This window comes from Aeromonas sp. Y293-4 (assembly GCF_027705905.1).
Taxonomy (GTDB): Bacteria; Pseudomonadota; Gammaproteobacteria; order Enterobacterales; family Aeromonadaceae; genus Aeromonas; species Aeromonas veronii.
In genome coordinates this window covers 48,226-70,569 of record NZ_JAPDCI010000010.1, presented here as the reverse complement: position 1 = coordinate 70,569, position 22,344 = coordinate 48,226, and the positions used below count along the sequence as shown (strand labels likewise).

The window sequence follows — 22,344 nt, the reverse complement described above, 5'->3', positions numbered from 1 at the left end:
AGCAAGATGAACGTTCTGGTCACCGGCGGTTGCGGATATATCGGCAGCCACACCTCTCTGGCCTTGCAAGCGGCAGGCATGAATCCCGTGGTGGTCGACAACCTCGGCAACAGCAAGCGCAGCGTGCTAGCCCGAGTCGCGGCTATCAGCGGCCAGCAACCCCTGTTCTATCAAGGGGATATTCGCGATGCAGCCCTGCTGGACCGAATCTTCGCCGAACAGCAGATCGATGCGGTGATCCACTTTGCCGCCCTCAAGGCGGTCGGTGAATCGACCCGCATTCCACTGGATTACTACGAGAACAACCTCGGCGGCACCCTCACCCTGCTGCAGGCGATGAAGCGGGCTGGCGTGCACAATCTGGTGTTCAGCTCCTCGGCGACCGTCTACGGCGATCCCGCCAGTCTGCCGATCCGCGAGGATTTCCCCCGCAGCGCTACCAACCCCTACGGTCGTTCCAAGCTGATCATCGAAGAGATCCTCGAGGATCTGCAGCTGGCCGAGCCGCACTGGAGCATGACCCTGCTGCGTTACTTCAATCCCGTCGGCGCCCACGAGTCGGGCACCATGGGGGAAGATCCCCAAGGCATTCCCAACAATCTGATGCCCTATATCACTCAGGTCGCCATCGGCCGTCGCGACTGTCTCTCTGTCTTTGGAAACGATTACCCAACAGTGGATGGCACCGGCGTACGCGACTACATCCATGTGATGGATCTCGCCGAGGGGCACGTCAAGGCACTGCAACACTGCGCCGGCAAGGGTGGCGTGCACACCTACAACCTGGGCACAGGTCAGGGCCAGAGCGTATTGCAGCTGGTCGCTGCCTTTTCCAATGCCTGCGGCAAGCCGTTGCCGTTTCGCATCGAACCGCGCCGTCCCGGCGATATCGCCGCCTGCTGGGCCGATCCGGCCAAGGCAGAGCGCGAGCTGGGCTGGCAGGCGACCCGGGACATTGACGCCATGTGCGCCGACAGCTGGCGCTGGCAGTCCGCCAACCCGAACGGTTACGAGGAGTAGGCCTGCCTGCTCCCCGGTAATAAACGATTCTATTTTTCAATACTTTATTCAGGAGAGATGATGTTCAACCCCGTCGATCATCCCCATCGCCGCTTCAACCCGCTGACCGGCCAGTATGTGCTGGTCTCCCCCCATCGGGCCAAACGCCCCTGGCAGGGACAGGTAGAGAAGGTGAGTCAGGCCCCCAAACAGGCCCACGATCCCGACTGTTTCCTCTGCGCGGGCAACACCCGGGTCACTGGCGACATCAACCCCGACTACAAGGGCACTTTTGTCTTTACCAACGACTTCGCCGCCCTGATGCAGGATACCCCGGCCGCCGATAGCGCCAGCGATCCCCTGCTGAAGCTGGAAGCCGCCCGCGGCACCAGCCGGGTCATCTGCTTCTCGCCGGATCACGGCAAGACCCTGCCCGAGCTGCCGTTGCTCGCCATCGAAGGGGTGATCACCACCTGGAGGGATCAGGTCGCCGAGCTGTCAGCCCAGTGGCAGTGGGTGCAGGTCTTTGAAAACAAAGGGGCCGTCATGGGCTGCTCCAACCCGCACCCCCACGGCCAGATCTGGGGCAGCGACTTCCTGCCCAACGAGATCGCCCGTGAAGAGCAGCACCAGCGCGACTGGCTTGCCGAGCATGGCCGCCCCATGCTGCTGGAGTATGTGGAGCGGGAGCTGGCGGATCGCTCTCGCATCGTGGTGGAGACCGAGCACTGGCTGGCCGTCGTCCCCTTCTGGGCCGCCTGGCCGTTCGAAACCCTGCTGCTGCCCAAGGCGCACGTCCCCTCCATGCTCAATATGACCCAGGCCCAGCAACAGGATCTGGCGGTAGCGCTCAAGGAGCTCACCAGCCGTTACGACAACCTGTTCGAGTGCAGCTTCCCCTACTCCATGGGCTGGCACTTTGCCCCGCCCAAATCGGATTGCCCCGAGGCGTGGCAGTTGCACGCTCACTTCTATCCGCCCCTGCTGCGCTCCGCCACCGTGCGCAAATTTATGGTGGGCTTCGAGATGCTGGCCGAAACCCAGCGTGACCTTACCCCCGAGCAGGCTGCCGAGCGGCTGCGTGCCCTGAGCCCCGTTCACTACAACCAGACCAGCCACACCAATGAGGAGGCCCTATGACCCCCAGCCAACGCGTCAGCACCGTTTTTGCCGAGCAATTTGCCAAAGCGCCCGATCTGCTGGTGCGCGCCCCCGGCCGCGTCAACCTCATCGGTGAACATACCGACTACAACGACGGCTTCGTGCTGCCCTGCGCCATCGACTACGAGACCTGCGTCGCCATCGGCCTGCGCGATGACCGGCAAGTGCAGGTGATCGCCGCCGACTACGACAACCAGCGCGACCAGTTCGACCTCGACCAGCCCATCGAGCACCACCCCAGCCAACGCTGGAGCGACTACTTCCGCGGCGTGGTGAAGTATCTGCAGGAGCGCGGTTATGCCCTGCGCGGCCTCGATCTGGTGGTCTCCGGCAACGTACCGCAGGGGGCGGGGCTCTCCTCCTCTGCCTCGCTGGAAGTAGCCATCGGTCAGGCATTCAAAGAAGCGCTGGGGCTCGATATCAGCCAGGCCGAGATCGCCCTCAACGGCCAGCAGGCGGAGAACAAGTTCGTCGGCTGCAACTGCGGCATCATGGATCAGATGATCTCCGCCAGCGGCAAAACGGATCATGCCCTGCTGCTCGACTGCCGCTCGCTGGAGACCCGTCTCATCCCCATGCCAAGCGATCTGGCAGTGCTGATCGTCAACTCCAACGTGCGTCGCGGTCTGGTGGACAGCGAATACAACACCCGTCGCCAGCAGTGCGAAGCGGCCGCCCGTCACTACGGGGTCAAGGCGCTGCGCGACCTCGATCTGGCCGGACTGGAAGCGGGCAAAGCCGGGCTGGATGAGACCTGCTATCGCCGTGCCCGCCACATCGTCGGTGAAAACGCCCGCACCCTGGCGGCCGCCGATGCGCTAGCGAGCCACGATCTGACACGACTCGGCGAGCTGATGGCCGAGTCGCACGCCGCCATGCGCGATGACTTCGAGATCACAGTGCCCGCCATCGACGGTCTGGTGGAGATCATCAAGGCCAGGATCGGCACAGATGGCGGCGTGCGGATGACCGGCGGCGGCTTCGGCGGCTGCGTGGTCGCCCTGCTGCGCCCGGAGAAAGTGGCCGAGGTGATTGCCGCCGTCGAGGCGGAGTATCCGGCCATCTCGGGCCTCAAGGCCGACTGCTACGTCTGCTCTGCCAGCGCCGGTGCAGGCAAGCTATGAGCAGCGCCATGACCCCGTTCGAGCTGGAAAATGAAGAGGGGCTGCGGCTGCGCGGCCTCGACTTCGGCGCCACCCTCACCTCCCTCACCCTGCCGGTGGTGGGCAAACGGCGTGAAGTGCTGCTGGGCTGTGACGACGACGTCTATCCCACCCAGCAGGTGTGGCTGGGCGCGGTGGCAGGACGCTTTGCCAACCGCATCGGCGGTGCCGAGCTGGTGCGTGACGGACAGCACTGGCCGCTGAATGCCAATCAGGCACCCAACTGCCTGCATGGCGGGCAGGCGGGCTTTCATCGCCAGCGGTGGCAGATCAAGGAGCTGGAAGCGGATCGGGTCAAGCTGGTGTTGCTATCCCGAGCGGGAGATCAGGGCTTTCCCGGCAATCTGCGGGTAACCCTGGAGTATCGGCTTGAGCAGAGCGATCTGGTGGTCGATTTTGTGGCCAGCACAGATGCAGCGACCCCGGTCAGCCTCACCAGCCACGCCTACTTCAATCTCGATAGGCAAACCGATGGCAGCGATGTCCGTGACCACCTCATCAGCATCAATGCCGACCACTTCCTGCCCACCGATCCGAGCGGTTTGCCGATCGCCATCACTCCGGTGGAGGGGCCGTTCGATCTGCGCCGCGAGCGTCTTGTCGGACAGGATTGGCTGAGCCATCCCCAGCAGCAACAGGCCAAGGGGTACGATCATGCCTTTGTGCTCAACGGCCCGGCATCAGAATGGGCCGCTCGGGTCGTCTCTGGCGACAAGCAGCTGGCGATGGAGGTCTATACCAACCAGCCCTCGCTACAGTTCTACACCGGAAACTGGCTGGCCAATACCCCGAACCGCAGCGGCCAGTCGCACCTGGATCACGACGGCTTCTGTCTTGAGGCGCAACAGCTACCGGACAGCCCCAATCGCCCCGAGCTGGGCAACCCCTGGCTGCTGCCGGGCGGGCGTTATCACCACCAGACCCGCTACCGCTTTATCCGCGACTGACTTAAAGGTTTCATGATTTTTACATAGCCTCGGCAGTCACAATCGAGCAAGATAAGCCGCCCCGAGACCCTCCCGGGGCGTTTTACATCAACGAAGTTAAGGATTGTTTGTTCGATGACTGACACTTATAGCCTGCTGGTCGCCTTTATTCTGGGCGTCGTCGAGGGGCTGACCGAGTTCCTCCCCGTCTCCTCCACCGGCCACATGATTATCGTCGGCCATCTGCTGGGCTTTGAAGGGCCCAAGGCTGCCACTTTCGAAGTGGTGATCCAGCTTGGCTCCATCCTCGCCGTGGTCGCCGTCTTCTGGCGCCGCCTGTTTGGCCTGATTGGCATCCACTTCGGCCAGAAGCCGTCCCGGGATCACGCGACCCTGTCGCTGGTGCATGTCATCCTCGGCATGATGCCCGCCATCGTGGTCGGTCTGGCCATCCACAGCTGGATCAAGGCCAACCTGTTTGGTCCGCAGACCGTCATGTACGCGCTGGTCGCGGGGGGCATCCTGCTCATCATCGCCGAGAAGTTCCGCCCGGCCGTCACAGCAGAAACCCTGGATGACATCAGCTACAAGCAGGCGTTCGGCATCGGTCTGTTCCAGTGTCTGGCCCTGTGGCCCGGCTTCTCCCGCTCCGGCGCCACCATCAGTGGTGGCATGTTGATGGGGATCAGCCGTCACGCCGCCGCCGAGTTCTCTTTCATCATGGCAGTGCCCATGATGGTGGCGGCCAGCGGGCTTGATCTCTACAAGAGCCGCGATTTTCTCTCGATGGCCGACTTCCCGATGTTTGCTGTGGGCTTTATCACCGCCTTCGTGGTGGCGATGTTTGCGATCAAGACCTTCCTGACATTGATCCGCCGCATCGACTTTATCCCGTTCGCCATCTACCGCTTTATCGTGGCATTCGCCGTCTATCTGGTGTTTGTTGCCTGACCGGCAACCAGCAATCAAATGAAAAAAGGGACCAATCTGGTCCCTTTTTCTATGGCGTCATAGTGCTCAGTAGAGGTGCTGGCTGATGCCATTCAGCAGCCGCGACAACCCCTTGGTGAACTGCACCGGCGCATCCTGCACCGTGTAGCAGAGGCAACCGTCCGGCGTATGCGGGCTGTGGGAGTGGCTGGCATCGCGCCAGATGAAATCTCCCGCCTTGTAAAGGGTATCGCCATCCTGAATATTGCCCGCCAGCAGCAGAGTCAGCTCATAGCCCTGATGGGTGTGCTCGGGGATGCGCCCGCCCGCTTCGATATGGAGCAAGCTGGCGCGAGCCCCCATCTCGTCCAGCGGCAGACTCTGCTGACGAATGGCCCCGATATGGCGCCACTTGGGCGAACGATAGCGGGCCAGCACCCGTGGCAAACGGTAGGCGTGACCGGCTACCTCCAGCTCTCCGGGCTGGGCTCGGGGCTGGTCATGTGTTGGCTCGGAGAGGGGCTCTGCCAGCGGCTGGGCCAGAATATCCGCCAGCATGGCGTCGAATCCGGCGTCCAGTCCCACTTCATCGCGGGAGTCCAGCTTGGGCTCTACTGGCGAGGCAAGATATTGCTGCGCCAGCTCCTCTTCGAATGTCTTTAGTCGGGCAGCACAATCGGGGCAGAGTTCACAGTGGGCGGAGAGCCCCACCGCCAGCGGCAGAGGCAGCTCGTCGGCGGCGAAGGCACGCAGCATAGGGTCGGTCGGATGGGCTTTAATCATGGCCTTGCTCCACTTGCTCTTTCAGTTTCTGTAACGCCAGCCGGAGGCGGGACTTGATGGTACCGAGCGGCACGCCGAGTCGCTCCGCCAACTCTTGCTGGGAAAACTCCTGCAGATAGATGCCGCGTACCACCTGCTGTTGCGGCTCCGGCAGGGTGCCCAGATAGTGGGCCATCTGACGGGTCAGCACCGCATCCTCACCGCCGCTCAGATGCTCCTCTTCGGCCTGAAACTCCAGCACGGGCCACAGCTCCTCGGCACAGAGATCCTCCTTGCTGGCGCGACGACGGCGCAGCATGTCGAAGCACTGGTTGCGCATCACGGTGTAGATCCAGGTGGTCGGCGCCCCCTTCTCGGGGTGGTAGAGGCGTGCCTTCTGCCATACCAGCAGCATGGTCTCCTGCACCAGCTCCATGGCGTTGGCCTCGCTGCCGAGATGGCGCAGCCCGTAGCTGCGAATGCGCGGCGCAAAGTGTTGGAACAGGCGAGCAAAAGCAGCCTTGTCGGCCTGCTCTGCCACCCTGATCAGCAGAGATTTGAGGTCGCCATCCGGGTTATCCATCACGGGCGAGGTCCTGCGTATGGTCGAGTGTGGTTGGCCAGTATATGCCATTGCGCCATCCCTTTGGTGTGCTGTCGAACATGCTGTGGTGATGACTTGTACGGCGCTGCGGCAGTGGCGGATCAGCGGGTCAGAAAAAATCAGTGGCTGGCCACCAGTACCCCCTTGAGCAGGGCGATGGCGGGCTGATTGTCGGCAGCGGCCAGCAACAACTGCTTCTGTTCAGGGGGGATGGGCAGCACCTCCAGCCAGCGCTGGGCCACCCAGTTGCCATCGTCCCAGCGGGGGGCGGGATAGAGGGCGGCGTAGTCGGGATAGTCGGCAAACACCTCCCGCAGCGCATCAACCAGCGGTTGCTGATCGGGATGGAGCCGGCGGGGCGGCCAGGCCGTCAGCGGCGTCACCTCGCCGATACGCAGGCCATCCTGCTCCTGCCACAGATCTTCTATCTGCACCCGCTCCATCCCCTGCACCGTGATCCCCAGCATGCCGTCCGGCAGCCGGTCGAAATCGATGATGGTGACCCGGGTGGCGATGGGCAGCATGTTGCGCAGGGCGTCGGGCTGGCGAGGATCCACCATGCAGAGGGCAAAGCCGGACTCCCCCGCCTCGGCAATCATCCGCTGGTATCTCGGTTCGAAGATCCGCAGCGGCATGATGCCGCCGGGCAGCAGGTGGGCAGATAGGGGAAACAGCGCCAGTCGCATCGCAAACTCCTCGGTTGGGAACCTCTGTTGATACGCCGGGCCAGAGGGAGGAGATCATTCCCGTCAGCGGAAAGGAAAAACCCTTAACAATCAGGGGAAAATAGCCTGGACAAGCCGCTTGGATATGCAGTAGAAATGGATAAGCACCGTAATTTCCACCCAATATTCTGGAATATGGCGCCAAACGCAGTGAAATATCCGCCCGACAGCGAGCGGCGGGTCATCCCTATAGTTTTCTCGGGCCGATGCGGGTAAAATTCACGCCCTTATATATCAGTCATTTTTCGACGCGCAACCTTGGTGGTCAGTTATGAAAGAGCATATTCATCATCTACTTGAACAAACGGTAGCCAATCTCAAGTCAGCAGGCGTCCTGCCGGCGGACCTGGAAGCCCGCGTGCAAGTAGACCGATGCAAGGAAAAAGCTCACGGCGACCTGGCTACCAACCTGGCCATGCTGCTGGCCAAACCGGCCCGCAAGAATCCCCGTGAGCTGGCAGCGGCCATCATCGAGCACCTGCCTGCCTCCGACCTGATCGCCAAGGTCGAGATCGCCGGTCCCGGCTTTATCAACTTCTTCTTCGACCAGCGCTGGCTGGCCGGTCAGGTTGAGGCCATGGTGACCTCTGCCAATGCCAACGTACGGTTGCCCGCGCCACAAACCGTGGTGGTGGACTACTCCGCCCCCAACGTGGCCAAAGAGATGGCGGTGCACCACATCCGCTCCACCGTACTCGGTGATGTGGCTGCGCGCGCGCTGGAATTCCTCGGCCACAAAGTGATCCGTGCCAACCACATCGGCGACTGGGGCACCCAGTTCGGGATGCTGATCGCCTATCTGGAAAAGATGTCCAACGAGCACGCCAGCGACATGGCGCTCAAGGATCTGGAAGCCTTCTACACCCAGGCCAAGCGTTGCTACGACGAAGACGAAGCCTTCGCCGAGCGCGCCCGTAACTACGTGGTCAAGCTGCAGGGCGGCGACGAGTACTGCCGTACCATGTGGAAGAAGCTGGTCGACATGACCATGGAGCAGAACCAGATCAACTACGACCGCCTGAATGTCTCCCTGACCAACAAGGACATCATGGGCGAGTCCATGTACAACGACATGCTGCCGGAGATCGTTGCCGACCTGAAAGCCAAGGGGCTGGCGGTCGAGAGCGAAGGCGCCACCGTTGTCTTCCTGGACGAGTTCAAGAACAAGGATGGCGAGGCCATGGGCGTCATCATCCAGAAGAGCGATGGCGGTTTCCTCTACACCACCACCGACATCGCCTGTGCCAAATACCGTTACGAGACCCTGGGCGCCGACCGTGTCATGTACTTCATCGACTCCCGTCAGCACCAGCACCTGATGCAGGCCTGGACCATCACCCGCAAGGCGGGCTATGTGCCGGAATCCGTACCGCTTGAGCACCACGCCTTCGGCATGATGCTGGGCAAGGATGGTCGTCCCTACAAGACCCGCTCCGGTGGTACCGTCAAGCTGGTTGACCTGCTGAACGAGGCCGAAGAGCGCGCCGCCGCCCTGCTGGAGAGCCGCAACAGCGACCTCTCTGCCGAAGAGAAGGCCAACGTGGTCAACGCCATCGCCATGGGCGCGGTCAAGTATGCGGATCTCTCCAAGAACCGTACTACCGACTACATCTTCGACTGGGATCTGATGCTCTCCTTTGAAGGCAACACTGCCCCTTACCTGCAGTACGCCTACACCCGTATCCAGTCCATCTTCCGCAAGGCCAACATCGATGCCGAAACGCTGACCGGCAACGTGACCCTGAACGAAGAGGCCGAAGAGGTGCTGGCCCAGAAGCTGATCCAGTTCTCCGACGCGGTCAACGGCGTGGCCGACAAAGGCATGCCGCACCTGCTCTGTACCTACCTGTACGAGTTGTCCGGCAACTTCATGACCTTCTATGAAGCCTGCCCGATCAACAAGGATGGCGTGGACGAGGCAACCCGTCAGAGCCGTCTGCTGCTGTGCGCCGCCACCGCCAAGGTACTGAAACTGGGCCTCGGCGTACTGGGCATCCATACCCTGGAGCGCATGTAATAGATGGCAACCCGGGATTATGTCGGCAGCCGCCCGCGACGTCGGGCGGGTGGCCGCAATACCAAGAAAGCGGCCCCTCGCCGCTTTCCTGTTATTCCAGTGCTGCTGGTCGTGGCACTGCTGGCAGGCTTTGGTGGCTTCCTCTACATGATCAATGGCAAGGGCAACGATGCCCCCACTATTGAGGAGCAGGTAAAGGCCAACAAGCCAAAAGCGCAGAATAACGGGCTGCCTCAGGAGAAGTGGAGCTACATCGAACGGCTTGAGAACAAGCAGGTCGATATCATAGAGCCGCCGACCCAGCCGGGTGTGCTGCCGCCACCACCGGCAGATACCATGACCCTGCAACCGGAAAAACTGCCACAGCCGGTGCCGACCGACATTCCCCAACCGGGAACGCCCATCGGCCAGCCCAAGCCCTATCAGCCCAATCCGGCGACCACCCCTTCCACCTCCGGAGCACCGGTTGCCAGCGCGCAAGAGCAGGTGATCGACCGCAAGGCCGAACGGGAACGGATGGAGCGGGAGATCCGCGCCGAGCTGGAACGGGAGCGGGCCGAAGCGGCCAAGGCCAAAGCGGCCACTCCGCCAGCCCAGACCGCAGCCGCCGACAGCGGTCGCTATATGATGCAGTGCGCCGCCCTGCGCTCGCAGGATTCCGCAGAGTCGCTCAAGGCACGTATCGCCTTCACCGCCGGCCTCTCTTCCAGCCTGCAGGTGATCAATGGCGCCAACGGCACCGTCTACAAGGTGATGGTGGGCCCCTTCAACGGCAAGGCGGCCGCCGACGCGGCCAACAGCAAGCTGCAGAGCTCCGGCATCAGCGGCTGCATTCCCAAGAAGGGTTAGCATACTGTCACCAGCAGGAGAACCAGAGCATGACAAATTCGAAACAGCCACCAAATGGCCTTCCGGTTTACCGCTTAATTACTGGGCCTGATGACGCGACATTTTGTTTTCGTGTCAGCGAGGCACTAGCTCAAGGCTACACGCTGTATGGTTCTCCCTCGGCGACGTTCAATGGCCAAACTGTGATCGTGTGCCAAGCGGTAGTCTGGTCTGAAACAAAATAATGCGGATAGTTTGCAGCAGGGCCGGGTGGCAACACCCGGCCCTGTTCTTTTGGTGCCACTCGCACCCACGCTGTTTGCTACCCCGTTTATCCCAACCAAAGGCAGGGTTGAAAAGCCCGTTTGCCATCCCCATCTTTCTTGCCATGCACAGTCAGGCCGTCATTCGGCTCAAGCGAGGTAAGTAAAGTGACTACCATAGTTTCAGTTCGCCGCAACGGTCAGGTCGTCATCGGTGGCGATGGCCAGGTCTCTCTTGGCAACACCGTCATGAAGGGCAACGCCCGCAAGGTTCATCGTCTCTACAACGGCAAGGTGCTGGCCGGTTTCGCTGGCGGTACCGCCGACGCCTTCACCCTGCTCGAGCGTTTCGAAGCAAAACTGCAGGCCCATCAGGGTAATCTGGAGCGCGCCGCCGTGGCGCTGGCCAAAGATTGGCGCACCGATCGCGCCCTGCGCCGCCTCGAAGCGCTGCTGGCCGTGGCCGACGAACACAAATCCTTCATCATCACCGGCAACGGTGACGTGGTGCAGCCGGAGCACGATCTCATCGCCATCGGCAGCGGCGGCAACTTCGCCCAGTCCGCCGCCATCGCGCTGCTGGAAAACACCGAGCTGGATGCCAGGACCATTGTCGAGAAGTCCCTCAAGATTGCGGGCGACATCTGCGTCTTCACCAACGGCAACCACACCATCGAAGTGCTGGACTATTCGGCGAAATAAGGCCACCAGCCAAACCCAATTTCCCAAGGGGCGGGCACTGCCCGCCCCGGATACAGGAACACCATCATGTCCGAGATGACCCCGAGAGAAATCGTCCACGAGCTGGATCGTCACATCATTGGTCAGGCCGATGCCAAGCGCGCCGTTGCCGTTGCCCTGCGCAACCGCTGGCGCCGGATGCAACTCGATGAAGAGATGCGCCATGAAGTGACCCCGAAAAACATCCTGATGATCGGCCCGACCGGTGTCGGCAAGACCGAGATCGCCCGTCGTCTGGCCAAGCTGGCCAACGCCCCCTTCATCAAGGTAGAAGCGACCAAGTTCACCGAAGTGGGCTATGTCGGCAAGGAAGTGGACAGCATCATCCGCGATCTGACCGATGCCGCCATCAAGCTGGTGCGCGAAACCGAGATGGAGAAGATGAAATATCGCGCCGAGGAAGCCGCCGAAGAGCGCATCCTCGACGCCCTGCTGCCCAACCCGCGCAACACCTGGGGTGAGGAAGAGAAAGCCGACAACTCCAACACCCGCCAGATCTTCCGCAAGAAACTGCGGGAAGGTCAGCTGGATGACAAGGAGATCGAACTGGAACTCTCCGCCTCCCCGATGGGCGTCGAAATCATGACCCCGCCGGGCATGGAAGAGATGGCCAACCAGCTGCAGGGACTGTTCCAGAACCTGGGCCAGAACCAGAAGAAGAAGCGCAAGATCAAGGTCAAAGAGGCCATGAAGGCGCTGATCGAAGAGGAAGCGGCCCGTCTGGTCAATCCGGAAGAGCTGAAGCAGAAAGCGATCGCAGCGGTTGAGAACAACGGCATCGTCTTCCTCGACGAGATCGACAAGATCTGCAAGCGCGGCGAGAGCTCGGGCCCCGATGTCTCCCGTGAAGGGGTACAACGCGACCTGCTGCCGCTGGTCGAGGGCTGCACCGTCAACACCAAGCACGGCATGGTCAAGACCGACCATATCCTGTTTGTCGCCTCCGGCGCTTTCCAGATCGCCAAGCCGTCAGATCTGATCCCAGAGCTGCAGGGCCGTCTGCCGATCCGCGTCGAGCTGACCGCCCTGACCACAGATGACTTCGAGCGCATCCTGACCGAACCGAACGCCTCCCTGACCGATCAGTACAAGGCGCTGATGGCCACCGAAGGGGTCAACATCGAGTTCACCAAGGATGGCATCCGCCGTCTGGCCGAAGCGGCGTGGCAGGTCAACGAGCGTACCGAGAACATCGGTGCCCGTCGTCTGCACACCGTGATGGAGCGCCTGATGGAAGATATCTCCTATGACGCCTCCGAGAAGTCCGGCGAGACCTTTGTAATCGACACCGACTACGTCAACGCCCACCTCGGCAAGCTGATTGAAGACGAGGATCTGAGCCGCTTTATTCTGTAAACGCGCCCCTCCCGATAAAACGCCTCCCTTCGCGGAGGCGTTTTTATTTCTCCACCACCTCCGTCATCTGCCCGGATTCTGGCCCACACCTGCGGCAACCCGTTCAATCCCAAGCCGTTTCCAAACCTCTCCTTGCCAACGCCCGCCGTTTTTCATCTCCGCTGAAATCTGCTCAAAAAAAGATCTTTCCTATTCTCGGCGGCTGATTTATACATACGTATAAATCAGATCAAAATCTGTGCAGCAGGAACCAGAAAGATGAATCCAACCCGGCAGAAACTGCTCGATACCGGCCTCGCCATCGCCACCGAGAAGGGGCTGCGCGGCCTGACGGTGCGCGAGCTGGCGGCAGCGGCCGAGGTGAACCTCGGCTCCTTCGTCTACCACTTCGGCAACCGTGACACCTTTATCGACGAGCTGGTCGAGCTCTGGTACGCCCCCCTCTATGACGAGCTCAAGGCGGTGGCAGCCAAAGGCTCCTACCCCTCCGCCATCGCCATGTTCGAGGCGACCATGGAGGCGCTGATCGGGCTGGTGGCGCGCCAGCGCGGCTTTATCAACCACCTGTTTGGCGATGCGCTGGCGGGTGAAGGGGCGGCCCAGCGCTTTCTGCTCAGCCTGCCGCGCCGTCATCCCCTGCTGCTGATCGAGCAGGTACGGATGGCACAGGCGGAAGGGTCGCTGGTCGCGGGTCACCCGCTCCAGCTGATGATCTTCATCATGGGGTCGGTCGGCCTGCCGCTGGTGATCGCCGGCAGCGGTCGCCAGCTCGGCTGGCTGCCCGAACAGGCCGCCCCCTTTCTCAGCCAGATAGACAACCCCGAGGCCGCCAGACAACGGCTGGTATGGGCCCTGCGCGGCCTGCGCCCCACCGACATGAAAGAAGGAGAAGCGGTATGAAGCAACGCATTGCAATCGTGGCCCTGCTGCTAACCGTTATCGGTGGCTACCTCTGGTGGCAGGGACGCCCGGCCGACGGCTCCATCCTCTACGGCAACGTCGATATTCGCGACGTCAATCTGGCCTTTCGGGTCGGCGGCCGCGTCGTTCAGGTACTGGTCGATGAGGGGGATAGGGTAAAAGCCGGTCAACTGCTGGCCCGCCTCGATCCGGTTCCCCTCACCCACAGCCGCGACAGTGCCCGCGCCAATCTGGCCGCGCTCACTGCCGCCAACACCTTGATCCACAAAGGCTATCGCAGCGAAGAGACCGGCCGCGCCCGGGCCGCACTGGCCGCCGCCGAAGCCGCTGCGCTGGAAGCCGACCAGCAGTGGCGCCGCCAGAGCGCGCTGGCAGCCACCGGCGCCATCTCCCGCGGTCAGCTCGACAGCGCCCGCTCCCAGCGGGATCAGACCCGGGCGCAGGTACGCTCGGCACGCGAACAGCTCGCCCAGCTCGAAACCGGCTACCGCCCGGAAGAGATTGCCCAGTCCGATGCCCAGCTGGAAGGGGCCAAAGCGGCGCTCGCCAGTGCCGAACTGGCGCTGGCGGATGCAAGCCTGACCGCCCCCAGCGACGGCATCATCATCAGCCGCGCCGTCGAGAATGGCAGCATGGTGCAGAGCGGAGCGACCGCCTTCAACCTCTCCCTGACCGCGCCGGTCTGGGTGCGCGCCTATGTGGAGGAGCCCTGGCTCGGCCACTTCCCGAGCGGCGCCAGGGTGACCCTCACCACCGACTCGCGGCCGGATCAGCCCTATCACGGGGTGGTGGGCTTTGTCTCGCCGACCGCAGAGTTCACCCCGAAATCGGTGGAGACGCCAGACCTGCGCACTCACCTCGTCTACCGACTGCGCATCGTAGTGCAGGATCCCGACCAAGCCCTGCGCCAAGGGATGCCGGTCACCGTCAGGCTGGCGCCATGAACAGCGCCATCTCCCTCGAGGGGCTCACCAAACGCTTTGGCGAGCGGGTCGCCCTCAACGCCATCTCGGCCACCATTCCGGCCGGCGGCATCACCGGGCTGGTTGGCCCCGACGGCGCGGGCAAGAGCACTTTGCTGCGCCTGCTGGCCGGTCTGCTGATCCCCGAAGCGGGCACCATCCGGGTGCTGGGGCTGGATCCGGTGAGCGAGGGAGACCTGTTGCGTCAGCGCCTCGGCTACATGCCCCAACAGTTCGGCCTCTACGAGGATCTCAGCGTGCTGGAGAACCTCACCCTCTACGCTGACTTGCGCGGCGTACTGGAGCCCGAACGCACGCCTACCTTCGCGCGGCTGCTCGCCTTCACCGATCTTGCCCGCTTCACAGCACGACCGGCAGGCAAACTCTCTGGCGGGATGAAGCAGAAGCTCGGGCTGGCCTGCGCCCTGCTCGGCACCCCGGATGTGCTGCTGCTCGACGAACCCGGGGTCGGGGTAGATCCCATCTCCCGCCGCGCCCTCTGGCAGATGGTACGCGAGCTGGCCAAGGGAGGGATGACGGTGCTCTGGAGTACCGCCTATCTCGACGAGGCGGAGCTGTGCGACCACGTGCTGCTGATGGCGGATGGCGAGGTGCGCACCAGCGGCACGCCGGCCGATCTGATGGGGGCCATGGCCAGCCGCTGCTGGCTGCTGGAGGCGGGGCAACTGGATGGCCGCGAGCGACGCGCCCTGCTGCGCCGGGCACTGGCTCACCCGGCGGTGATGGACGGCGCGGTGGCGGGGGAACGGGTTCGCCTGCTGCTGCACCCGGGCATGACGCCCCCACTGCTGGCGGAGCTGCAACTGGATTATCTGCAACGAGCTAATGGCGCCTTTCAACCGGCCCAGCCCCGGCTGGAGGATGCCTTTATCGACCTGCTCGGCGGCGGCCCCGGCGGAGAGTCGAGTCTGGCGGCCGGGATGCGGGAAGCCGAACTGCCGCAGGGAGTCTCCCCCGAAGCGGTGATCGAGGCGCGCCACCTCACCAAGCGCTTCGGCGATTTTGCCGCCACCGATGATGTCAGCTTTGCGGTGCGCCGCGGCGAGATCTTCGGCCTGCTCGGCCCCAACGGGGCGGGCAAGTCCACCACCTTCAAGATGGAGTGCGGCCTGCTGCGCCCGAGCGAGGGGCAGGCGCTGGTGACCGGCATCGATCTGGCTCACAGCCCCTCGGCGGCGCGCCAGCGTCTCGGCTACATGGCGCAGAAGTTCTCCCTCTACAAGCAGCTCACCGTGGCGCAGAACCTCTCCTTCTTCGCCGGTATCTACGGTTTGTTCGGCCGCCACCAGCAGACGCGGATCGACGCCATGGTGACCGCTTTTGCCCTCACCCCCTGGCTCGATCAGAAGGCGGAATCCCTGCCGCTCGGCCTGCGCCAGCGCTTGTCGCTGGCCTGCGCCCTGCTGCACGAGCCGCCGCTGCTGTTTCTCGACGAGCCCACCTCCGGGGTCGATCCAGTGACCCGGCGCGAGTTCTGGTCGCACATCAACGCGCTGGCCGACCACGGCGTTACCGTGCTGGTCACCACCCACTTTATGGACGAGGCGGAGTATTGCGACCGCATCGCCCTCATCTATCGCGGCAAGCTGCTGGCCCTCGGCACCCCGGACGACCTCAAGGGGCTGGCCGCCAAAGAGGCGGCGACTTCTCTGCCAACCGGTTCCTTGCCGACCATGGAAGAGGCCTTTATCACCCTGGTCGAGCGGGCCAGCGAGGAGGACGCATGAGCATCAACCGTCGGCGACTGCTGGCCCTCTGCCGCAAGGAGACGCTGCAAATCGTCCGTGACCCGAGCAGCATCCTCATCGCCTTCATCATGCCGGTGGTACTGCTGGTAGTGATGGGTTACGCCATCAATCTGGATGTGGACCATCTGCGTCTCGGCATCTGGCGTACCGATAGCGGCGCCCCGGCGGTGCGGCTGGAACAGGCCCTGCGCGGCTCTACCGCACTGGAGATCCACAGCGGCCCGAGCAAGGCGTCCCTGCTCGCCAGTCTGGCCCGTGGCGAGATCCGCGGCCTGCTGGTGATCGATGACGGCTTCTCCCGCGCCATGGCCGGTCAGGGCAATGGTACGCCGCAGGCGCTGCTGCTGACCGACGGCTCCGAGCCCAACACTGCCAACTTCGTCACCAACTATGTGCAGGGGATCTGGCAGGGGTGGCTCGCTGGCGAGGGGGTCGCCATGCCGGTGTCGATAGAGAGCCGCGCCTGGTTCAATCCGGCGCTGGTGAGCCGCAACTTTCTGGTACCGGGCTCCATTGCGGTGGTGATGACCATCATAGGCGCCCTGCTCACCTCGCTGGTGGTGGCGCGGGAGTGGGAGCGCGGCACCATGGAGGCGCTGCTCGCCACCCCGGTCACCAAAGGGGAGCTGCTGCTCTCCAAACTGCTGCCCTACTATGGCCTCGGCATCATCGCCATGCTGCTCTGCCTGCTCTTCTCGGTGGCGGTAATGGGCGTGCCGTGGCGCGGCTCCCTGCTGCTGCTCTTTCTGGTCACCAGCGTCTTTCTCGGCAGCGCCCTCGGACTCGGGCTGTTTCTCTCCACCGTGATGCGCAGCCAGTTCAACGCCGCGCAGGCGGCGCTGATCGCCGCTTTTCTGCCCGCCGTGATGCTGTCGGGCTTCGTGTTCGAGATCGCCAGCATGCCGCCGCTGCTGCGGGCCATCACTCACCTCATTCCGGCCCGCTACTTCGCGAGCTCCCTGCAGACCCTCTATCAGGCGGGCAGTGTCTTCTCGATCCTGCTGGTCAACGGTTTCTGTCTGCTGCTGCTGGCCGGTTTCTGGCTGGCCCTGACCGCCCGCAAGACGCGGCGCACTCTGGAGTAACCCATGCTGATCCGACTCTGGTGGCTGATCCGAAAAGAGCTGCAGGCCCTGATGGGCAATACCCAGGGGCGCTTTCTGCTCATCATGCCGGTGCTGCTGCAAACCGCCCTCTTCCCGTTCGCCGCCACTCTGGAGGTGACCGGCAACACGCTGGCCATCTACAACCAGGATGGCGGTGCCCAGAGCCGCGAGCTGCTGGAGCGCCTCACCCATATGCCCGCCTTTACCACCATCATCCCGGTGCAGGGCGAGGCGGGCATGACCGAGGCCATCACCGGGCAGCAGGCACTGCTCGGGCTGATTATTCCGGGGGATTTCTCGCGCCGGCTGGCGCGGGGCGAACCGGCCAAGGTGCAGCTGATTATCGATGGCCGTCGCTCCAACGGCGGTCAGGTGGCGGCTGGCTACATCAGTCAGGTGATCGCCCGCTGGCAAAGTGAGGGCAAGGGGCAACCCGAGCTGGCGGTACGCAACCTCTACAACCCCAACGTCGAGTTCCACTGGCATATCCTGCCAGCGCTGGTGGCCATCATCACCACCACCGGCTGTCTTATCGTTACCGCCCTCTCGGTCGCGCGGGAGCGGGAGGAGGGCACCTTCGATCAGCTGCTGGTCTCCCCCCTCACCGCAGGCTGGATCATGGCGGGCAAGGCGGTGCCCGGCATCATGGTGGCAGTGGGACAAGGGTGCATAGTCGCGCTGGCCGCCCGTTTTGTCTTCCACCTCCCCTTTGCCGGCAGCCTCAGCCTGCTGATGGCGGGCATGGTCTGCTACGGGCTGGCACTGGCCGGGATCGGGCTCTTCATCTCGTCGTTCTGCTCGACCCAGCAGCAGGCCTTTCTCGGAGTCTTCTCCTTCACCGTACCGGCGGTGATCCTCTCGGGCTACATCTCGCCGGTGGAGAACATGCCGCAGGTGTTCCAGTGGCTGGCGGCCATCGACCCCCTCACCCACTTCATCGTGCTGCTCAAGGGGGTCTTCCTCAAGGGGTTTGACTGGTCGGCCGCCTGGCCCCTGCTCTGGCCGCTGCTCGCCATCGCCGGCGTCACCCTGTCGCTGGCGCTCGCCATGTTCCGCCGCCATATCGCCTGACGCGCAGCCTAGCTCAGCTGATGCCGGTCTCGCCAGTGCGAGGCCGGCCTTTTCCGCCAGAAGTTTTCACTCCCCGGCCGTGGGTAAACCGGGCTTTCCCTCCACCACCCCTCACCCCGAGCCACCCCAGAAATCATCAACTGGTATACCTATTTTTGTATATCTTTGAATTTTATCGAATTACCCCTGACGAGATATATAAATAGACACTTGATTTGCATCAATTGCCCGCCCCGACTGACTGGGTAGCCTAGCCCCAGAATGATGTTTTATTACTCCAAACTAGAGGCAATCATGAGCAAAGTCAGACTGGTCGTTGTGGGCAACGGCATGGTGGGGCACCGCTTCATCGAAGAGTTGATCGAGCGGGCCGAGCCGGGCCGCTACGAGATCACCGTCTTCGGTGCAGAACCCCGTCCCGCCTACGATCGCGTCCATCTCTCCTCCTACTTCTCCCATCACACCAGCGAAGATCTCTCCCTCGTCAAACCCGGCTTCTACGACAAGCACGGCATCCGCCTGCTGCTCGGCGAAGCGGTGAAAAAAATCGACAGGGCCAACCGCGAAGTGCACTCCAACAAGGGCACTGTGGTCGGGTACGACAAGCTGGTGCTGGCCACCGGCTCCTACCCCTGGGTGCCGCCCATTGCGGGCAGTCAGCACCACGAGTGCTTCGTCTATCGCACCATCGAGGATCTGAAAGCCATCCGCAGCGCCGCCAGGAGCGGCAAGAGCGGGGTGGTGATCGGGGGAGGCCTGCTTGGCCTGGAAGCCGCCGGCGCCCTCAAGGCGCTGGGGCTCGAAACCCACGTGGTGGAGTTTGCTCCTGTGCTGATGGCCGAGCAGCTCGACGGTCAGGGCGGCCAGCTGCTGCGCCGCAAGATTGAATCCATGGGCGTGCAGGTACACACCAGCAAGAGCACCAGCGAGATCCTGATGCATGGCGGTGAGCAGGCGAAACACCGCCTCGCCTTTGCCGACGGCAGTCAGCTGGAAGTGGACGTGGTGGTCTTCTCCACCGGCATCCGCCCGCAAGATACCCTCGGCCGTTACGGTGATCTCGCCATCGCCGAGCGCGGCGGCATCGTCATCGACGATCACTGCCTCACCTCCGACCCCGACATCTACGCCATCGGCGAGTGCGCCGCCTGGCAGGGTCGCTTCTTCGGGCTGGTGGCGCCGGGCTACAAGATGGCCCAGATCACCGTCGACCATTTGCTCGGCGGCGACAGCCGCTTCGAGGGGGCGGACATGAGCGCCAAGCTCAAGCTGCTCGGCGTCTCCGTCGGCTCCATCGGTGATGCCCACGGCCGCACCCCGGGCAGCCACAGCTATGTGTTTCAGGACGATCAGGCCGGCGTCTACAAGAAGATCGTGGTGAGCGAGGACAACAGCCGATTGCTCGGCGCCGTGCTGGTGGGTGACGTGGAAGATTACGGCAACCTGCTGCAAATGATGCTCAACGCCCTGCCGCTGCCGAGCCACCCGGACACCCTGATCCTGCCCGCCTACGCCGGAGCCAAACCGACGCTGGGGGTGGATGCCCTGCCGGAGAGCGCCCAGATCTGCTCCTGCTTCGACGTCTCCAAGGGCGACATCGCCAAGGCGGTAGCTGAAGGTCACACCACGCTGGCCGCCATCAAACAGCACACCAAGGCCGGCACCGGCTGCGGCGGCTGTGTGCCGCTCATCAGTCAGGTGCTCAACGCCGAGCTGGTGAAGCAGGGTATCGAGGTCAACAACCACCTCTGCGCCCACTTCCCCCACTCCCGTCAGGAGCTGTTCCATCTGGTCAAGGTGGAGGGGATCAAGAGCTTCGACGAACTGCTGGCCAAACACGGTCAGGGCTATGGCTGCGAGGTGTGCAAACCGACCGTCGGCTCCATCCTCGCCTCCTGCTGGAACGAGCATGTGCTGAGCCCGCGCAACATCCCGTTGCAGGACACCAACGACATCTTCCTCGGCAACATGCAGAAGGACGGCAGCTACTCCGTCATCCCGCGCATGGCCGGTGGCGAAGTGACTCCGGAAGGGCTGCTGGCGGTGGCCGAAGTCGCCCGCGACTACAAGCTCTACACCAAGATCACCGGCGCCCAGCGCATCGGTCTGTTCGGGGCTCAGAAGGATGACCTGCCCGCCATCTGGCGCAAGCTGCTGGCAGCCGGATTCGAGACAGGTCAGGCCTACGCCAAGGCGCTGCGCATGGCCAAGACCTGTGTCGGCAGCACCTGGTGCCGCTTCGGCGTGCAGGACAGCGTTGGCCTCGGGGTCTTCCTCGAGAACCGCTACAAGGGGATTCGCACCCCGCACAAGATGAAGTTCGGCGTCTCCGGCTGTACCCGCGAATGTGCGGAAGCCCAAGGTAAGGATGTCGGCATCATCGCCACCGACGCGGGCTGGAACCTCTATGTGGGCGGCAACGGCGGCATGAAGCCGCGCCACGCCGACCTGCTGGCGTCTGACCTCGACCGCGAGACCCTCATCAAGCTGATCGACCGCTTTATGATGTTCTACGTCACCAGCGCCGACAAACTGCAGCGCACCTCGGTCTGGCTTGGCAATCTGGAAGGGGGCGTCGACTACCTGCGCGAAGTGATCGTCGACGACAAGCTGGGGCTGGCCGAGACGCTGGAGCGCGATATCCAGACCCTCATCGACAGCTACGAATGCGAATGGTCGCGCACCCTCAACGAAGAGGAAGCGCTCAAACGCTTCAGCCACTTCATCAACAGCGACAAGCGCGATCCGGACGTTCAGTTCGTCGCCGAGCGCAACCAGCATCGACCGGCGACCCCAGCCGAGCGCATCCCCGTCTACCAGATCGAGGTGGAAACCAAATGATGAAACTTGCCTGCCAACTCAACGACATCCTGCCGGGAACCGGCGTCTGCGCACTCATTGAAGGTCGCCAGATCGCCCTGTTCCGCCCGAGCGCGGCCGCCGAGGTGTTCGCCATCGACAACCGGGACCCCTTCTTCGCCGCCAACGTGCTGTCGCGGGGCCTGATCTGCGAACACGACGGCGAGCTCTGGGTCGCCAGCCCGCTCAAGAAGCAGCGCTTTCGCCTGAGCGATGGCCACTGTTTCGACAACCCTGCGATGTCGGTTCAAAGCTACCCCGTTGAAGTACACGACCAGCAGGTCTGGGTCGCCGTCTAAAGCCAAATTCACTCTCTTTCGGGCTGCCAGAGAGCAGCCCTTTCAAGGACTCACTAGATGTACACGGAAACCATCAACAAGTGCGCCGCCAACGCGGCCCGCATCAACCGCTTCGAGCGCAGCGACAAGCTCGGCTTCTGGCTCAGCTCCGCCATGGCGGGGGCCTATGTGGGCCTCGGCATCATCCTCATCTTCACCCTCGGCAATCTGGTGGATCCCGCCATCCGGCCGCTGGTGATGGGGGCCACCTTCGGCATCGCCCTGACGCTGGTGATCATCGCCGGCTCCGAGCTCTACACTGGCCACACCATGTTCCTCACCTTCGGGGTGAAGAGCGGCAAGATCACCATGGCCGACCTGCTGCGTATCCTGCCGCAGACTTGGGCGGGCAACCTGATTGGCTCCGTCGTGGTGGCGCTGATCTACTCCTACGGCGGCAGCCTGCTGCCAGACGCAGGCAGTCTGGCCCACAAGGTGGCGCTGGCCAAGACCCTGGCACCGGCCCTGACCCTGTTTATGAAGGGGATCCTCTGCAACTGGCTGGTCTGCCTCGCCATCTGGATGGCGCTGCGCACCGAAGGGGCCGCCCGCTTCATCGCCATCTGGTGGTGCCTGCTGGCCTTTATCGCCTCCGGCTACGAGCACTCCATCGCCAACATGACCCTGTTCGCCCTCTCCTGGTTTGGCGCCCACTCCGAGGCCTACACCCTGAGCGGCATCGGCCACAACCTGCTGTGGGTGACCCTGGGCAACTCCGTCTCCGGCGCCCTCTTTATGGGCCTCGGCTACTGGTATGCCACCCCCAAGGCCGAGCGCCCAGTCGCGGTGAGCGAAACAACCAGCACCGCCAACCAGACCCGAACCGCCTGATCCGGAGGCCCC

General features: G+C 63.1%; 21 protein-coding genes. 18 read left to right on the top strand and 3 right to left on the bottom strand.

What is annotated here, in order from left to right; all coding sequences use genetic code 11:
- Positions 1 to 6: 6 nt before the first annotated feature.
- The 5 genes from galE (at position 7) to bacA (ending at position 5,200) form a co-directional block, all read left to right on the top strand.
- Positions 7 to 1,020, top strand: a complete 1,014-nt coding sequence (gene galE / locus OKC31_RS12690; protein ID WP_270657064.1) for a UDP-glucose 4-epimerase GalE — start codon at positions 7 to 9, stop codon at positions 1,018 to 1,020.
- 60 nt (positions 1,021 to 1,080) lie between these two features.
- Entirely contained in the window at positions 1,081 to 2,139 is a 1,059-nt protein-coding gene (locus tag OKC31_RS12685; RefSeq protein WP_270657071.1) for a UDP-glucose--hexose-1-phosphate uridylyltransferase, read from the top strand.
- Entirely contained in the window at positions 2,136 to 3,284 is a 1,149-nt protein-coding gene (gene galK / locus OKC31_RS12680; protein ID WP_270657062.1) for a galactokinase, read from the top strand. The genes OKC31_RS12685 and galK overlap by 4 nt, the downstream gene beginning before the upstream one ends.
- Positions 3,281 to 4,270: a galactose-1-epimerase gene (gene galM / locus OKC31_RS12675; protein ID WP_270657061.1), complete on the top strand. Its 990-nt coding sequence runs from the start codon at positions 3,281 to 3,283 to the stop codon at positions 4,268 to 4,270. The genes galK and galM overlap by 4 nt, the downstream gene beginning before the upstream one ends.
- A 114-nt stretch (positions 4,271 to 4,384) precedes the next feature.
- Complete coding sequence (gene bacA / locus OKC31_RS12670; RefSeq protein WP_005355537.1) at positions 4,385 to 5,200, top strand: undecaprenyl-diphosphate phosphatase; 816 nt, start codon at positions 4,385 to 4,387, stop codon at positions 5,198 to 5,200.
- A 66-nt stretch (positions 5,201 to 5,266) separates the two neighbouring features.
- Here bacA and OKC31_RS12665 read toward each other — a convergent pair whose 3' ends face one another.
- From OKC31_RS12665 to OKC31_RS12655, 3 genes are all read right to left on the bottom strand, one after another.
- Complete coding sequence (locus tag OKC31_RS12665; protein ID WP_247823662.1) at positions 5,267 to 5,962, bottom strand: ChrR family anti-sigma-E factor; 696 nt, start codon at positions 5,960 to 5,962, stop codon at positions 5,267 to 5,269.
- Positions 5,955 to 6,524 carry a sigma-70 family RNA polymerase sigma factor gene (locus OKC31_RS12660; protein ID WP_005355542.1) on the bottom strand — a complete coding sequence of 190 codons (570 nt, stop codon included), beginning with the start codon at positions 6,522 to 6,524 and terminating at the stop codon, positions 5,955 to 5,957. The genes OKC31_RS12665 and OKC31_RS12660 overlap by 8 nt, the downstream gene beginning before the upstream one ends.
- A 140-nt stretch (positions 6,525 to 6,664) precedes the next feature.
- On the bottom strand, positions 6,665 to 7,231 hold the full coding sequence (locus OKC31_RS12655) for an LON peptidase substrate-binding domain-containing protein (protein WP_270657060.1): 567 nt from the start codon (positions 7,229 to 7,231) through the stop codon (positions 6,665 to 6,667).
- Positions 7,232 to 7,541: 310 nt separating this feature from the next.
- Between OKC31_RS12655 and argS the strand changes: the two genes are divergently transcribed.
- The 13 genes from argS to nirC all read left to right on the top strand — a co-directional run bounded on the left by argS (position 7,542) and on the right by nirC (position 22,332).
- Positions 7,542 to 9,287, top strand: coding sequence for an arginine--tRNA ligase (argS, locus tag OKC31_RS12650; RefSeq protein ID WP_005355547.1), 1,746 nt, complete (start codon positions 7,542 to 7,544; stop codon positions 9,285 to 9,287).
- Between the two features lie 3 nt (positions 9,288 to 9,290).
- A complete protein-coding gene (locus OKC31_RS12645) occupies positions 9,291 to 10,136 on the top strand; it encodes an SPOR domain-containing protein (protein WP_005340771.1) in 846 nt (281 codons plus the stop codon).
- 29 nt (positions 10,137 to 10,165) lie between these two features.
- The gene (locus OKC31_RS21685; RefSeq protein WP_083243790.1) at positions 10,166 to 10,360 is read left to right on the top strand and encodes a DUF1737 domain-containing protein; all 195 of its coding nucleotides are present in this window, start codon (positions 10,166 to 10,168) and stop codon (positions 10,358 to 10,360) included.
- 186 nt (positions 10,361 to 10,546) lie between these two features.
- Positions 10,547 to 11,080, top strand: a complete 534-nt coding sequence (gene hslV, locus OKC31_RS12640; protein WP_005340772.1) for an ATP-dependent protease subunit HslV — start codon at positions 10,547 to 10,549, stop codon at positions 11,078 to 11,080.
- A gap of 66 nt (positions 11,081 to 11,146) precedes the next feature.
- A complete protein-coding gene (gene hslU / locus OKC31_RS12635; RefSeq protein WP_042059467.1) occupies positions 11,147 to 12,475 on the top strand; it encodes an HslU--HslV peptidase ATPase subunit in 1,329 nt (442 codons plus the stop codon).
- Between the two features lie 258 nt (positions 12,476 to 12,733).
- Complete coding sequence (locus tag OKC31_RS12630; protein WP_247823663.1) at positions 12,734 to 13,375, top strand: TetR/AcrR family transcriptional regulator; 642 nt, start codon at positions 12,734 to 12,736, stop codon at positions 13,373 to 13,375.
- On the top strand, positions 13,372 to 14,340 hold the full coding sequence (hlyD, locus tag OKC31_RS12625) for a secretion protein HlyD (RefSeq protein ID WP_247823664.1): 969 nt from the start codon (positions 13,372 to 13,374) through the stop codon (positions 14,338 to 14,340). The genes OKC31_RS12630 and hlyD overlap by 4 nt, the downstream gene beginning before the upstream one ends.
- Complete coding sequence (locus OKC31_RS12620) at positions 14,337 to 16,106, top strand: ATP-binding cassette domain-containing protein (protein WP_247823665.1); 1,770 nt, start codon at positions 14,337 to 14,339, stop codon at positions 16,104 to 16,106. The genes hlyD and OKC31_RS12620 overlap by 4 nt, the downstream gene beginning before the upstream one ends.
- Complete coding sequence (locus OKC31_RS12615) at positions 16,103 to 17,212, top strand: ABC transporter permease (protein WP_124245095.1); 1,110 nt, start codon at positions 16,103 to 16,105, stop codon at positions 17,210 to 17,212. Before OKC31_RS12620 ends, OKC31_RS12615 begins: the two co-directional genes overlap by 4 nt.
- 3 nt (positions 17,213 to 17,215) lie before the next feature.
- Positions 17,216 to 18,304, top strand: coding sequence for an ABC transporter permease (locus OKC31_RS12610; RefSeq protein WP_005355575.1), 1,089 nt, complete (start codon positions 17,216 to 17,218; stop codon positions 18,302 to 18,304).
- 294 nt (positions 18,305 to 18,598) lie between these two features.
- Positions 18,599 to 21,145, top strand: coding sequence for a nitrite reductase large subunit NirB (nirB, locus tag OKC31_RS12605; protein ID WP_247823666.1), 2,547 nt, complete (start codon positions 18,599 to 18,601; stop codon positions 21,143 to 21,145).
- Positions 21,145 to 21,462: a nitrite reductase small subunit NirD gene (gene nirD / locus OKC31_RS12600; RefSeq protein ID WP_247824155.1), complete on the top strand. Its 318-nt coding sequence runs from the start codon at positions 21,145 to 21,147 to the stop codon at positions 21,460 to 21,462. Before nirB ends, nirD begins: the two co-directional genes overlap by 1 nt.
- Positions 21,463 to 21,519: 57 nt before the next feature.
- A complete protein-coding gene (nirC, locus tag OKC31_RS12595; RefSeq protein ID WP_247823667.1) occupies positions 21,520 to 22,332 on the top strand; it encodes a nitrite transporter NirC in 813 nt (270 codons plus the stop codon).
- Positions 22,333 to 22,344 lie beyond the last annotated feature (12 nt).